We start from the raw sequence: 14654 nt of genomic DNA on the forward strand, positions 1-14654 counted from the left end.
CTGCCGACCAGCTCGATCAACACCGTCTACAACAACACCGGCGTCATCGGTTACCAGGACGGCGACGTCTTCGTGACCCTTTCGAAGGACCATCATCCGACGGCGGCCTATGTGAAGAAGCTGCGCGAGGAGCTGCCCCGCGCCTTCCCCGGCACGACCTTCTCCTTCCCGCCCGCCGATATCGTCAGCCAGATCCTGAACTTCGGCTCGCCAGCGCCGATCGACCTGCAGGTCGCGGGCAAGAACGTCGCCGAGAACCAGGCTTATGCGGCCAGGCTGCTGCGCGACATCAAGCAGATCCCGGGGATCGCCGACGCCCGCATCCAGCAGTCGCAGGCGAGCCCGGCGCTGCGCGTCGACGTCGACCGGACCCGGATGAACCGTCTGGGCCTGACCGAGCGCGACGTCACCACCAGCGTCGGCGCCATGCTCGCCGGCACCTCGCAGAGCGCGCCGACCTTCTGGCTCGACCCGAAGAACGGCGCCTCCTACCCCATCGTCGCCCAGACGCCGCAGCACCAGATGACCAGCCTCTCCGACCTGGCCAACGTGCCGGTGACGCCGGCGGGCGGCTCGACCGGCGGGCAGCCGCTGGGCGGCCTGGGGACGATCACCCGGGCGGCCGACAGCGCCGTCGTGACCCACTACGACGTCCAGCCGGTGGTCGAGATCTACGCCACCACCCAGGGCCGCGACTTGGGCGGCGTCGCCCGCGACATCCGGAAGGTGATGAAGGCGCACGCCGCCGAGGCGCCCAAGGGCTCGACGGTGACGCTGCGCGGCCAGGTGGCGACCATGAACGCGGCCTTCTCCGGCCTGATCTTCGGCTTGGTCGGCGCGATGGTGCTGATCTACCTGCTGATCGTCGTGAACTTCCAGTCGTGGCTGGACCCGTTCGTGATCATCACCGCCCTGCCCGCGGCGCTGGCCGGGATCGTCTGGACGCTGTTCGCGACGGGCACCACCCTTTCGGTGCCGGCGCTGACCGGCGCGATCATGTGCATGGGGGTGGCGACCGCCAACTCCATCCTGGTCGTCAGCTTCGCCCGCGAGCGGCTGGACGCCACCGGCGACGCCGTCGCCGCCGCGATCGAGGCCGGCTTCACCCGCTTCCGCCCGGTGCTGATGACGGCGCTGGCCATGATCATCGGCATGGCGCCGATGGCGCTCGGCATGGGCGACGGCGGCGAGCAGAACGCGCCGCTCGGCCGCGCCGTCATCGGCGGCCTGATCTGCGCCACCGCCGCAACCCTGTTCTTCGTCCCCGTGGTCTTCTCGATCGTGCACGGCCGCAAACACGCCCGCACGGTCCAGGCGCCCTCCTCCCCCGAAGGCGAACCCGCACATGCCTGATTCCTTCCAGACCGACGCCGCCCCCGGCGCCGTCCTCGCGCACCAAGCCCCGCCGCCCGGATCGAACCGCAAGCTCAGGCTGGCCGCCCTGCTGGCCGGCGGCGTGGCGGCGCTCGTGGTGGTCGGCGGGACCGTCAGCCGGGTCATGGCGCACCAGGAGATGAGCTCCTGGAGCCGTGATCAGGCCATTCCGACGGTGACGCTGGCGTCGCTGAAGCCCGGCGGCGAGGGCGACGGCGCGCTGCAGCTCCCTGGCGCCGTCCAGGCCTTCAACAGCGCTCCGATCCACCCGCGGGTGAACGGCTACGTCAAGCGGTGGTACGCCGACATCGGCGCGCCGGTGAAGGCCGGCCAACTGCTCGCCGAGATCGACTCGCCGGACCTCGACGCCCAGGTCGCCCAGGCGCGCGCCGACCTCGCCGTCGCCGAGGCCAACCAGAGGCTCGCCGCCACCACCGCCAAGCGCTGGCAGGGCCTGCTCGCCAGCGACGCGGTCTCGCGCCAGGACGCCGAGGACAAGAATGGCGACCTCGCCGCCAAGACCTCGCTGGTCAACTCCGCCAAGGCCAATCTCAATCGCCTGCTGGCCCTGGAGTCTTTCAAGCGGATCACCTCGCCGTTCGACGGCGTGGTCACCGCCCGCAACGCCGACATCGGCCAACTCGTGGCCGAAGGCGCGCCCACCGGCCAACCGCTCTTCATCGTCGCCGACGAGAAGAAGCTGCGCGTCTACGTCCAGGCGCCGCAGTCCTACACCGCTCAGCTCAAGCCCGGCCTGATCGCGACCCTCACCGTCCCGGAATATCCAGGGCGGACCTTCACCGGAAAGCTCGTCAACACCTCGACGGCGATCAATCCCGCGACCGGCGCCCAGACCGTCGAGCTCTGGATCGACAATCCCGACCAGGCGCTGAAGCCCGGCGAGTACGCCCAGGTGCGCTTCGACCTGCCGCCGGCGGACGGCGCGCTCAGGATCCCGGCCAGCGCCGTCATCGCCCGCCACGACGGCCTGGCAGTGGCGGTGGTGGGGCCCGACAGCCGCGTGCAGATCCGCAAGCTGACCGTCGCCCGCGATCTCGGCGCGGCGGTCGAGGTGATCGGCGGCGTCACCGCCGCCGACAAGGTCATCGACAATCCTGCCGACACCCTGCAGTCGGGCGACCTCGTGCGCATCGCCGGCGCCTCGGCCGAGGCGCATGTGCGCGGAGCCAGCCATGGCTAAGGCGGGTTCGATGAACATTGCATTCCCCCACTTCAGGTGGCGCCCCGCCTTGGCGGCCGTCGCCGCGGCCGCCGCCCTCGCCGGCTGCGCCGCGCCCGCCTACAAGGTCCCGCAGGTCGCGGCCGCCCTGCCCGAGGCCTACAAGGAGGTTGGTCCCTGGACGCCCGCCGCGCCGGCCGACGCCGCCCCGCGCGGCGATTGGTGGACCGCCTTCGGCGATGCGCGGCTGAATGCGCTGGAAGCCCAGCTCGAGGCCGGCAACCCCGACCTCGCCCAGGCGCTGGCGCGCTACGGCCAGGCCCGCGCCCTCTACGCCCAGGCCCGCGCCGACCTCTTCCCGCAGGTGGGCGCAAACGCCGCCGTCGGCCGCGAGCAGGAGTCCGCCGGCCGGCTGGGCTCGACCGGCAGGCCGCTGCGCGGCGACAACGCCCAGGTCGGCGGGACCTTTTCTTATGAGCTCGACCTCTGGGGCCGGGTGCGTAACGAGGTCGCCGCGGGCAAGGCCGAGGCCCACGCCAGCGCCGAGGACCTGGCGGCCACGCGCCTCTCCCTCCAGGCTCAGCTCGCCGCTTCCTACCTGACGCTGCGCAGCCTGGACGCCCAGGCCCGCGTGCTCGAGCTGGCGATCGAGAACTACCGGAAAGCGCTGCAGCTGACCCAGGTGCGCCACGAAGGCGGCGCCGCCTCGGGCCTCGATGTCGGCCAGGCCGAGACCCAGCTGCGGTCGGCCGAGGCCGCGCGCACCGACGTCGGCGCCCAGCGCGCGCTTCTCGAGCACGCCATCGCCAGCCTGGTCGGCGCGCCGGCCACCACCTTCCAGGTCCCGGTGGACGCGACGCTGCCGCCGTTGCCGCCCACCCCCGTCAGCGCCCCGTCGGTCCTGCTGCAACGACGTCCCGACGTGGCCGCGGCCGAGCGGCGCGCCTTCGCCGCCAATCGGCGCATCGGCGTCGCCCGCTCGGCCTTCTTCCCCACCGTAACGCTCGCCGCCAGCGGCGGCTGGCAGACCTCCAGCTGGGCGCAGCAGCTGCTCTCCGCGCCCAACGCCTACTGGTCGCTGGGACCGCAGCTGGCGATGGCCCTGTTCGACGGCGGCCGGCGCCGCGCCGGCGTGCGGCAGGCCAACGCCGCCTTCGACGAGGCCAGCGCCGCCTACAAGGGCGTGGTGCTGACCGCCTTCCAGGAGGTCGAGGACAACCTCGCCCTCCTCAACCGCATCGCCGAGGAGACCCGCCAGGAGCAGGCCGCGTTCGACGCCGCGCGCCACACCGAGCAGATCTCGCTCAGCCTCTACCGCCAGGGCGCCGGCACCTACCTCGACGTGGTCTCCGCCCAGGCGGCGTCGCTGCAGGCCGAACGCGCCGTCATCCAGTTGCAGGCCCGGCGGCTGCAGGCCAGCGTCGACCTGGTCCGCGCCCTCGGCGGCGGCTGGACCGACAAGGGCCTCCAGGCCACGAACGGCGGCAGCCGGGTAGGACGCACGCTCCCGACCTATCCGCGCGCCACGCCTTCGATCGCCATCCGCAGCTGGCGATCGGACACCGGCTTGAACAGCACGGCGGACGGGTGATCCAGGCCGATCCGGTCCAGCGTCGCCGGCTCCCGCGAGCCGGTGACGAAGATCAGCTTCGAGCCGACGCGCTCGTGGATGGCGAGGGCGGCGTCGACGCCGTCCAGCTCACCCTGCAGGCGCACGTCCATCAGCACGACCATGGGCCGGTGTTCCAGCGCCGCAGCGACGGCCTCCTCGGCTGTCGCCGCCGTGGCGCAGACCGGCAGGCCCATGTCTTCCACCTGCAGGCAAAGCCCCTGGGCGATGAGGAACTCGTCGTCGACGACGAGGACGCAGGTCTGCAGGTCGCTCATGACGGCAAGTTCGCTCATGACAGCACAGGGGCCGGGACGCGGATCTCGCTGCGCGTGCCGTTCTCGCGTCGCACCTCCATGGTGCCCTTCAGCTGCGCCACCAGCCCGGTGATGATGCTGGTCCCAAGCGCCGGCCTGGCGCTCTCGACCGGCCTTTGGGCCCTTTCCTCTCCGCCGCCGTTGTCGGCCACCACCAGGGCGACGGTGGCGTCGTCAGTGTGCTCCAGGATCACGTCGATGGCGCCTCTTCTGTCGGGGAAAGCGTGTTTGAGCGAGTTCGTCACCAGCTCGGTCACCAGCAGGCCCAGCGGAATCGCGAAGTCGAGGCCGACCTTCAGCGGAACGGCGCGCACCGAGAGGCTGATCTCCTCGCCTGCGCCCCCCTCGACGATGTTCTCGGACAGCTCGCGCAGGAAGGGCTCGACGTCGAAGGTCTTCAGGTTGTCCGATCCCATCAGCTGCTGATGGACGAGCCCGAGGGCGAAGACCCGGCTGCGCAGGCTGAGCAGCGCCTTCTTCGCCGGCGGATCCGAAAGCTGCTGCGCCTGCATGACGATCAGGCCGTCGACGGTCTGCAGGTTGTTCTTCACGCGATGGTAGACTTCCCGCAGCAACAGGTCGCGCTGCGCCAGCGCCTCCGTCAGCTGCAGGTTGGACTGCAGCAGCTCGGCGGTCCGCTCCGCCACGCGCGCCTCCAGCTCGAGATTCGCCTGGCGGACCCTGGCCTCGCTCTCGCGCAGCTGGGCGTTCAGCGCCGACAGCTGGGCCGCCGACGGCAGGGCTACCGCCTTGGGGATCAGCGGCCACAGCAGCCCCGCCGTCACGATGGACAGGATCGCCGTCACCGCCTTGACCAGCCCCTCGACGCCGTAGGCCGGAACCCAGAGGGTGAGGATCGAGAACAGGTGGGTCGCCCCGCAGGCCATGATGAAGGCGACGAACAGATAAGCCACCCAGCCGTACTGCAGGTCGCGGCGCTGGTTCACGAACGAGGCCAGCGCCAGCGGGATCGAGAGATAGGCGATGCCGATCACTGCGTCCGATCCCGCATGCAAGGTCACCAGCCCCGGCGCCCAACTCAGACAGAAGCCATGCGGCGTCAGACCCGAGGGGTTCAGGAGCCAGTCCTGAAACGACATGGCCGCTCCTCGCTAAGGTGGAGCTCGGACTCTACTCTGACGTGTCGCTGAAGAACAATGGTCCGTAAGCGTTCGGTAGCGCTCGGGCGCGATCACAGAGTCGAGACGGACCGGGTCTGCAGCCGGACCGAAAGCGCGTCTGCGGGCAAAGGCCGCGGCCCACCCGCCATCTTCCCGCCGCTGCGAATGTGTGCGACAGCCGCCAGGACCGGAGCGGTTGAAGGCTGGCTGATCGACGATGAAACAGTTCCTCATCACCGCGGCGGGCGTCTTCGCGGGTCTCTTGATCTTCCTGATCGGCGTCCCGATCGTGCTGATCGCCATGGCCGCCAACGCCGCGGGGCCCGAGGCGGTCCCGGCCAAGGCCGTGCTCCAGCTCGACCTGCGCGAGCCGCTCACCGACCAGTCGCCGCAGAACCCTCTGAGCGGCATCAGCCACCGCGGCAATTCGGTGATGTCGATCATCGAGACCCTCCACCGCGCCGAGGGCGACGACCGGGTCAAGGGCCTCTTCATCCGCCTGCCCGAAGGCGGCGTCGAGCCCGGCGCGGCCGATGAGCTGCGGCTGGCGATCCGGCGGTTCCGCGCCGCCGGCAAGACGGTCGTCGCCCACAGCCAGGGCCTCTATCCCTCCGGCGTCGTCACCGCCACCTACATGCTGGGGGCCGCCGCCGACGAGCTCTGGATGCAGCCGGCGTCCTCCTTCCAGGTCACGGGCCTGGCCAGCGAAGACATCTTCCTCAAGCGCTTCTTCGACAAGTACGGGATCAAGGCCGACTACGAGCAGCGCTACCAGTACAAGAACGCCATCAACGGCTACCTCTATGACGACTACACGCCGGCGCACCGCGAGGCCGAGCTGTCCTGGATGGGCTCGATCTACGCCTCCAACCTGGCCGCCGCCGCCGGCGACCGGAAACAGTCGCCCGACGTCCTGCGCCAGACGCTGGAGGCCGGCCCCTATCTCGCCGAGCAGGCCCAGAAGCTGCGCCTGATCGACCAGGTGGGCCAGGTCCGCGACGCCGAGCAGGCGCTGCTGAAGAAGGCCGGATCCGGCGCCGAGGCCGTCGACTGGGACGACTATGCGCGCAGTCGCCGCCGCACGCCCTCCACCGGGCCGACCGTCGCGGTGATCGAGGCCGAGGGGGCGATCGTCACCGGCAAGGACGGGGCGCGCAACCCGTTCACCGGCGGCTCGAACATCTATTCCGACGACCTTTCGGACGCCTTCTACGACGCCATCAAGGCCAAGGACGTCAAAGCCATCGTCTTCCGCCTCAACTCGCCCGGCGGTTCCGACACCGCTTCCGAGCAGATCCTCGCCGCGGTCCGCGCCGCCAAGGCCGCCGGCAAGCCGGTGGTGGTCTCGATGGGGACCTACGGCGCCTCGGGCGGCTACTGGGTCTCGTCGGAGGCCTCGGCCATCGTCGCCCAGCCCACGACCCTCACCGGCTCGATCGGCGTCTTCGGCGGCAAATTCGCCGTCGGCCCCGCGCTCGCCAAGTTCGGCGTCGACATCCGCCAGCTGGGCGTGGGCTCCTCCTACGCCGGCGCCTTCGGGGCGAGCCGGGAGTTCACGCCCCAGGAGCGCGCCGCCTTTTCCGGTTGGATGGACCAGATCTACGGCAACTTCCTCACCCGGGTGGCCGAGGGCCGCAATCTGCCGCTGCAACGCGTGCAGGCGATCGCCAGGGGCCACGTCTGGACCGGCGCCCAGGCTCGCGGGCTCGGCCTCGTCGACCAGGTCGGCGGCTTCTACGAGGCGGTGGACCGGGCCAAGGCGCTCGCCCACATCTCCGGCGAAGTGAAGCTCAAGCGCATGACCCCCAGCGCCTCGCCGGTCGAAGCGCTGCAGAAGCTGCTGGGCATCGAGGCCGCCTCGGCCAAGACGCTCGCCGCCGCCGCCTGGGTGTTCGGCGATCCGCGGGCCGAGGCGATCATCGACCAGGCCGCCCAGGCGCGGCTGCGCGCCGGCGGGGCGATGGTGCTGGCGCCGCAGCGGATACGTTAGGGCAGATCCTCCCCCTCTGGGCTGCGGGGGAGCATCTTAAGGATTACGCCCGCCTTCACCGCCGGTAGTGCACGCCCACATACATGAACCGGCCGAGATCGAACGCCAGGCCCTGGCCAGTGCCCTGGGCGACGCCGATCACCGTGAACGGCGGCCGCTCGTCGAACAGGTTCTGTATTCCGGCGGAAAGCTCGGTTCCCTGCATCTCGCCGCCCATCCGGTAGCGCACCGCCACGTCGTGGTAGAAGGTCGGCTCGGTGAACGGGATGTTCAGCGATTCCGAATGGTCCGCCGCGCTCGGGTCGCGACTGAAGAGCGCCATCTTGCCGATGTAGCGCGTCGTCCATCTGACGGTCGTCGGCCCCTGCCGGTAGTCGAGCTGGGCGATGCCCTTCAGCTGCGGATTGGCGCCGAAGCTCGTGCTCGCCGTGCCTTCGATGATGTTCACGTCGCCGGGGTTCTGCTGGAACGGGAAATTCCGCAGGCGCATCAGATAGTCCGCCGTCAGGTTGAAGCTCAGCCGTCCGGTCAGGCCCTCGGTGTAGCGCCAGCGGCTGGTCAGCGGAGCGACATCGGCGGCGTAGCTGACCTGCAGCTCCCAGCCGTCGGTGAACAGCTTGGCGGCGTTCACATAGGTCGTGCTGATGAACGAGAGCTGCTGCCTCGCATCGCGCATCAACAGGCTGCAATAGGTCTGATCAAGACCGCCGCTGGAGCCGTAACAGTTGTCGACGACGTCCTGGGCCTGCACCTCGGTGATCGCGTCCTTGATCTTGATCGAATAGTAGTCGAGCGTTACCGCCAGGTTCGGGATCATCGGCGGCTGCAGCACGAAGCCGGCCGTGTAGCTGATCGAAGTTTCCGGCTTAAGGTCGGGATTGCCCGAGGCCGTACCCTGGATCGAAAGGTTTGACAGCGAGGTAAAGCCCGGCGGCAGTCCGGCCGCCGCGCAATTGGCCGCGTAGTTGATGTTCGTGTTGATCTGCGTGGAGTCGCAAGGGTCCTTCACCCCAGAGAAGACCGCCCCCGACAGCGGCTGGAAGCCCTCGGTGATGTTCGGCGCCCGGATCGCCTGGGAATAGGTCCCGCGGAACTTCAGCCAGGGCGCAGGGCCGTAGACGCTGCTCAGCTTGTAGGTCGAGACGCTGCCCACGGTGCTGTAGTGCGCGCCGCGCCAGGCGGCGTCGAAGCTCAACTCATCGAGCATCGGGCCCGCATGCTTCAGGACCGGGGCGTTGAGCTCCAGATAGGCCTCGTAGACGTTGTAGCCGCCCGAGGAGTCGGTCGCGACGTTCTCCGTCTCGCCCGCCGTCAGCATCGGATCGTTGCGCTCGCGGGTGCGCTCCATCCGGTACTCGACCCCGGTCGCCACGCCGATCGGACCGCCCGGCAGCTCAAGGAAGCGGCTGGTGTCGAAGGTGGCGTTGAGGTTCGCGACCTGCTGGGTCAGCAGGTCATGGATGCCGAAATCGCCGAACGAGTAAGCCATCGCCGCGGCGCTGTTCAGCTGGCCGAACGGATTGTACGGCACGCAGCCGGAGGGGTTGAGCGCGCCGGCGCCCAGGCCCGTCTGCGGCGCCGACGGCACGTTGATGCGGCAAGCCGCCTTGCCGGTGGCCGGGTCGATCACCGAATCCAGCGCCGCGAAGAAGTTCTGGGTGATCATCAGGTTGCGGTCGACGATGCGGGTGTCGGTCTCGCCGTAGTTCAGCGCCCCGTCCCATTTCACCGCCGCGAAGCCGGCGTCGAAATCCCCGTTCAGCCCGGCGACGACGCGCCAGGTGCGCCGGCGGATGTCCTGCGACCGCCCGTCGTTCAGGAACTTGGAGATGAGGTACAGCGACCCCGGGTCCAGCGCCGCCGCGATGGCCGGCGTCAGGAAGGCGTTGTCCGGGCGCAGCAGGTAGGCGGCGGAGATCGCGGAAACCGACGGCTGGACGTCGTTCTCGACGTCGTTCTGCACGAACTTGGCGTCGACAAAGCCGTGCAGGTGGGCGCTGAAGTCCATGTTGGCGTTCAGCGCAAAGCCCTTGGTCTCGATCGGCGAGGAGATCTGCTCGAAGTCCTCGGGGAAGAAGCAGTTGGCGCAGTTCGCCGGCAACTGGCCATAGGCGAGGCTGTTGGAGCCGGTCCGCTGCGGCGTCGCGACGGGATTGCCGGCGGCGTCGAACATGATCGGCCGCAGGGTCGAGATGTTCACCAACGTTCCATTGCGCGTGGTGAACTCGCTGCCGACGTTGGGTGCGTACAGGCGATCGGGAATGCCGTCGTTGGGGACCGGCGAGCCTCCCGGGCCCACGTCTGCCGGATTGACGATCAGGCCGTAGTTGTGCGCGCCGGGCAGGTCGCTCGCCCCGATCCCCCGCTCCTTGCGCCAGAAGCCGCTCACCGCCACGTTCAGCCGGTCGTCGAGGAAGTCGCGTCCGGCGGTCATCGAGGCGTTGTATTTGGCGCCGAAGCCCTCGCTGTAGCCGCCCATCTGGGCGTCGACCGCCAGCCCTTCGAACCGCTTCTTGGTGATGATGTTGACGACGCCGGAGACCGCGTCCGAGCCGTAGATCGCCGAGGCGCCGCCGGTGATCACCTCCACCCGGTCGACCAGCGCCGGCGGTATCGAGTTCACGTCCACCGCATTGGTGGTCAGGTCGCCCGCCACGTGCCGCTGTCCGTCGACCAGCACCAGGGTGCGCGAGACGCCCAGGCCGCGCAGGTCGATCGAGCTGATCCCCGCGCCGTTGCCGAAATTGTTGGAGTTGGCCCGCAGGGTTCCGGCGTATCCGGCCTGCGGCAGCTGCGCGATAAGGTCGCCGAGCGCCAGCGGAGGGGCGTTTTCGATGTGCAGAACGGCGATCGGAGTCGGCTGATCCAGGTTCGGCCGCGGCAGCCGCGATCCCGTGACCACGATCTCCGACAGCGCCGGGCCCGGCGCGTCCTGAGCGGAGGCCGGTGCGGCCGCGAGGCCGGCGAGAACCGCAACGGTCGAGACGGAAGCCGCCAGAAGGCGTGTCCGCACACTCTTCGAACCCAAGTCTAATCCCTCCGACGGGTCGCCTGCCATGCGGACAGGACCGCCTCTCCAAGATCGCGCCCGCCTCCCGGGCCTTCATCGCAACTGGAGCGCTGGCGTGCCGCCGGCGCGCGCGGTCGCATTAATCGTAGGAGTTGCTTGAGGAACTCTTAGCGCCAGCATTCGCCAATCAGTTGCGCCTTGAAAATGCAGCAGCTTTGAGTGGATTTGCTCAACTTCGCAGCAAGACCTGCGAAAGCTCTACCTTAACGAGCGTCTTTTGATCTAAGGCTTTGTTTTCCCTCTGGGGCAGTCGGGCCTTGGGTTTCGCCATCCACGCGGAAAGAAAAAGGGCGGCGAGATCGCTCTCGCCGCCCCCAGGCGCCCCTCCCCTGGCTGAGACGCTTAGAACCGGGCCGTCAGCGCCACGAACAGGTGGCGGCCCAAAAGATCGTAGGTCGGATAGCTGTTCGGCAGGGCGCCGCCGACGATCGTGTTCGCGATCAGCGGGGGGTTCTTGTCGAAGAGATTGTTGATGCCGCCGCGGACAGCGAGCTTCTCGTTGACGTTCCAGTTGGCGGCCAGGTCGAAGTAGCTCACCGCGTTGACCTTGTGGGTGAAGGCGGTGGTCGAGCCTTGACCGATCGTCGGTTCGTCGGTGTCTTCTTCGAAGGTCGCCCCGCCGATGTAGCGCCATGCGCCCGACACCTGAACGTCATGCGGTGCGTTCCAGGTCACCCGGAAGGTATGGCGCCACTTCGGGAACAGGCCCGAGCAGGTCGGGCCGAACAGTCCAGCGCAGTCGTAGGTGTCCGAACCGGGCAGCGGGGTGTTCTTCTGGTGGAACTGGTAACTGCCGATGAAGTCGAACGCCACGCTGCCCCATTCGTCGTGACCGAAGCGGTCCAGGCCCAGCCTATAGCCGCCCTGCACGTCGAGGCCGTCAAGCTCCTCCGACGCGACGTTGACGTTGGTGCCGACGATGTAGCCCGCGCCGACGGTCGTACCGAACAGGTTCCCATTGACCGGGTTGCGGACGATGTTGGAGCAGAAGGTCGGATTGCCGGTGGCCAGGCACTCATTCAGGCTGACCGCCAGCGGGATGTTCGTGATGATGTCGTTCAGCTTGATGTGCCAGTAGTCGACGCTGGCGGTGAAGCCCGAGATGGCGCGGGGCGTGAGCAGGACGCCGATCGTGTAGGTGTTCGCCTTTTCGGGATTGAGCGCGGTATTGCCACCCGTAAGCGTGGCGCACTGATTGGCCGGGCACTGCGGGATGGTGCCGTACTGGCCCGGCCGTACGCCCGTGTTGGCGCAAGCCGCGGCGCTCGCGGTGGGCGCGGGGCCGGCGCAGGGATCGATCGGGACGTCGCTGGTGTTGGTCACCGCTTGCGGGGTGTAGAGCTCGATGATGTTCGGCGCCCGCACCGCGCGGTTGAACCCACCGCGGAATCGGATGTCCGGCGTCGGCGCATACTCCAGGCCCGCCTTCCAGGTACTGGCGTTCACGTCGGTGGAGTAGTGCGAATAGCGGTAGCCGCCGTTGAAGGTCAGGTCATGCACCCACGGCATGTCCTGGACAATCGGCACCTGGATTTCGCCGAAGCCTTCCATGACGCTCAGGCTGTTGTCGACGATCACGCCGGCGCCGCCGAAACCCGACAGGTCGTTGCTAAGCTCAGCTTCATCGGGATTGTAGGTCAGTTGGTCACGCCGCGACTGGAAGCCGACCGACACGCCGACGCCGTCCGTCGCCCACGGCGACTTGACGCCGTAGTCGGCGAGGTTGCCGGTGATCGTGCCTTCGATGATCCGCTCCGTGGTGGTGCCCTTCGAGGTGCCGTCCTCCGTCAGGTAGTCCAGCGCCGCCTGGGTGACGCCGCCGTCCTGGAAAATGTTGTACGGCACGCAGCTTCCGCCGCTGATGCACTCGCCGGCCCCGTTCACCAGCAGCGCGTTCTGGGTCCGCGAGATGCTGATGAAGTTCCGGTTCGATACGAAGACAGAGGTCCGGTAATACGACCCGTACAGGTCGTAGTTGAACGGCCCGAAAAGCTTGCCTTTGGTGCCGAGAACGATACGGAAGTTGTCGTGCTCGTAATCGAACTTCCGCGGGCCGCCTTCGATGTTCCGACGGCCGATGAAGATGTCGGCGGTTTCGGGGTTCTGGAAGTTGGTGCTGGCGATGCCGGCGGCCGAACAGCCGAGCAAGGTCGCCTGCTGGTTGCTCAGCAACGGGTTGTTGCAGTTGACGAGGAAGCCGCCGGAAGGCTGCGCGCCCGTCCCCTGGAACAGGGCGGCCGGCGCGACCTCGGTATGGGTCTCGTCGTGCATGAAGTTGAAGCTGGAGTAGAGGTTGAAGTGCTTGCTCACCTCGTAGTTGGCGAAGAAACCCGCGGTGTAGCGCGTGTCCTGCTGCAGGAGGGTGATGTACGGGTTCGCGTTGAAGATCGCCGGGGGCGTCGTGCCCGGCGTGCCGTTGAGGACGAACGAGTGGCCCAGAACCGAGTAGGCGTTCGGATTGATCGTTGAATCCGAGGTGTAGAAGATGTTCGAGTTGCTGGAGCCGAAGCAATTACCATCGGTGTCCAGCTGGCAACCCGAGAAGTCGCGGGCGCTCTGATACACCGGATCCTGGTCGTGATAGGTCACGAAGGCGGTGACGTTGCCGCGGCCGTCCGGGGCGTTGGCGCCCAAGATCAGGCTGTAGTCGGCCGACTTGCCGTCCCACTTGGAGTCCGGGACCGGGTAGCCGTTCAGCCGCAGCTGGTCCTGCATGTAGTCGTTGTGCTGGCTGTGCTGATTGACGCCCCACTGCGCGTCCACCTGCACACCCTCGAAATTGTGCTTCATGATGAAGTTGACGACGCCGGCGACGGCGTCGGAGCCATAGGTCGCGGACGCGCCCCCCGTCAGCACCTCCACCCGGTCGATCAGCTGCGACGGGATCTGGTTGATGTCGGGCGCCGGATTGGTGTTGCCGGTGTTCGGATCGCCGATGCCCAGGCGTCGGCCATCCATCAGCACCAGGGTGCGCTGCGGGCCGAGGCCACGCAGGTCGACGGTAGCGCTGCCGCCCGGGTTATTGAGAGCATCCGAGGTAGGGCCGAAGTCGGAGCTGGTATTGAATGTCGTCTGCGGCAGCTGCATCAGGAAGTCGATCGTGTTCGGCCGCCCGCCGATCTGGATCTCCTTGGCGTTGACGCTCTGCACTGGGCTGATGCTGGTCAGGTTGGGCTGTGGAATGCGCGAGCCGGTGACCACCAGCTCCTGGACGGTGACGCCCTGTTCGGCGGGGGCGGCCGGCGCGGGCTGGACCGCCTGGGCGGACGCTTGAGTCGCCGACAGGCCGACCACGGCCACGCCGGCGATCATGGAAGACGCCAGAAGGCGCTCTCGCACGTGTTTGCTATTCACGATGGTTGTTCCTCCGGCGGTCCGGCCTGCTGCGTCCGCGTCCCGCCATGCGTTCGAGTGTGCGGTCCCAGGTCACGGTCGCGCCCGGTTACCTCTGTGTTACGTCTCGCGCGAAATGAGCGTCAACGGTGAAGCCACAATGTTGCAACGCAATCCGGCTTCAATGTCACATTCTGGTCACAGCCCGCTCGCGCCCCCCGCCGAGCACATCGGAAGGGCTTTGCGCCAGATCCGCTTCGAGCCCGACCCACGCGACCGGCCCCCGCCTGGTTTCCGCTTCATCGACAGGCCCTTGCGGCGCGCGCGGGCATGGGCTCTGATGGCGGTGAAGCAAAGCTAGGCGCGCGGACCGGCTCTCACAATGGCCCCGGCGTCACGACGAAATGAGGCGGACCCGTGGTGACTTTCCCGGCAGCGCGTCACTTGGTGACCGTCACTTTCTTATCCACTCTTGCCACATCCGCAGTCGCGGCGGGCGACTCGCAGCCCCCGCCGAAGGCCGTCCAGGCGGCCATCGACTGCCGCAGGCTGACCGACGACAAGGCCAGGCTGGCCTGTTACGACCAGGCCGTCGACGCGCTCGGCAAGCAGCTCGCCCAGGGCGAGGTGGTGGCGGTCGACCACGCCCAGGTGCAGCAA

The 14654-nt window shown here is 68.3% G+C and carries 9 protein-coding genes; 5 read left to right on the top strand and 4 right to left on the bottom strand.

All coding sequences use genetic code 11. The features are described 5' to 3' along the window. The 3 genes from VJS38_RS06465 to VJS38_RS06475 form a co-directional block, all read left to right on the top strand. Window positions 1-1353, top strand: a 1353-nt coding sequence (locus tag VJS38_RS06465; RefSeq protein ID WP_324087335.1) for an efflux RND transporter permease subunit, incomplete at its 5' end; no start/stop codon positions are given. Continuing rightward, window positions 1346-2575 carry an efflux RND transporter periplasmic adaptor subunit gene (locus tag VJS38_RS06470; protein WP_324087336.1) on the top strand — a complete coding sequence of 410 codons (1230 nt, stop codon included), beginning with the start codon at window positions 1346-1348 and terminating at the stop codon, window positions 2573-2575. The genes VJS38_RS06465 and VJS38_RS06470, both read left to right, overlap by 8 nt. Next, a complete protein-coding gene (locus VJS38_RS06475) occupies window positions 2568-4145 on the top strand; it encodes an efflux transporter outer membrane subunit (RefSeq protein ID WP_324087337.1) in 1578 nt (525 codons plus the stop codon). Before VJS38_RS06470 ends, VJS38_RS06475 begins: the two co-directional genes overlap by 8 nt. Here the strand turns inward: VJS38_RS06475 and VJS38_RS06480 are convergent. Further along, entirely contained in the window at window positions 4067-4459 is a 393-nt protein-coding gene (locus VJS38_RS06480) for a response regulator (RefSeq protein ID WP_324087338.1), read from the bottom strand. The genes VJS38_RS06475 and VJS38_RS06480 overlap by 79 nt on opposite strands. Next, window positions 4456-5580 carry a sensor histidine kinase gene (locus VJS38_RS06485; protein WP_324087339.1) on the bottom strand — a complete coding sequence of 375 codons (1125 nt, stop codon included), beginning with the start codon at window positions 5578-5580 and terminating at the stop codon, window positions 4456-4458. Before VJS38_RS06485 ends, VJS38_RS06480 begins: the two co-directional genes overlap by 4 nt. Window positions 5581-5818: 238 nt before the next feature. On the opposite strand from VJS38_RS06485, the gene sppA reads away from it, so the two are divergent. Beyond that, the gene (sppA, locus tag VJS38_RS06490) at window positions 5819-7591 is read left to right on the top strand and encodes a signal peptide peptidase SppA (protein ID WP_324087340.1); all 1773 of its coding nucleotides are present in this window, start codon (window positions 5819-5821) and stop codon (window positions 7589-7591) included. Between the two features lie 55 nt (window positions 7592-7646). Here sppA and VJS38_RS06495 read toward each other — a convergent pair whose 3' ends face one another. Beyond that, on the bottom strand, window positions 7647-10619 hold the full coding sequence (locus VJS38_RS06495; RefSeq protein WP_324087341.1) for a TonB-dependent receptor domain-containing protein: 2973 nt from the start codon (window positions 10617-10619) through the stop codon (window positions 7647-7649). Between the two features lie 384 nt (window positions 10620-11003). After that, window positions 11004-14015: a TonB-dependent receptor domain-containing protein gene (locus tag VJS38_RS06500; RefSeq protein WP_324087342.1), complete on the bottom strand. Its 3012-nt coding sequence runs from the start codon at window positions 14013-14015 to the stop codon at window positions 11004-11006. Between the two features lie 423 nt (window positions 14016-14438). On the opposite strand from VJS38_RS06500, the gene VJS38_RS06505 reads away from it, so the two are divergent. After that, window positions 14439-14654 (top strand): hypothetical protein (locus VJS38_RS06505; protein ID WP_324087343.1); only part of this gene is annotated, 216 nt, incomplete at its 3' end.

It is taken from the genome of Phenylobacterium sp. (assembly GCF_035276905.1).
Classification (GTDB): Bacteria; Pseudomonadota; Alphaproteobacteria; order Caulobacterales; family Caulobacteraceae; genus Phenylobacterium.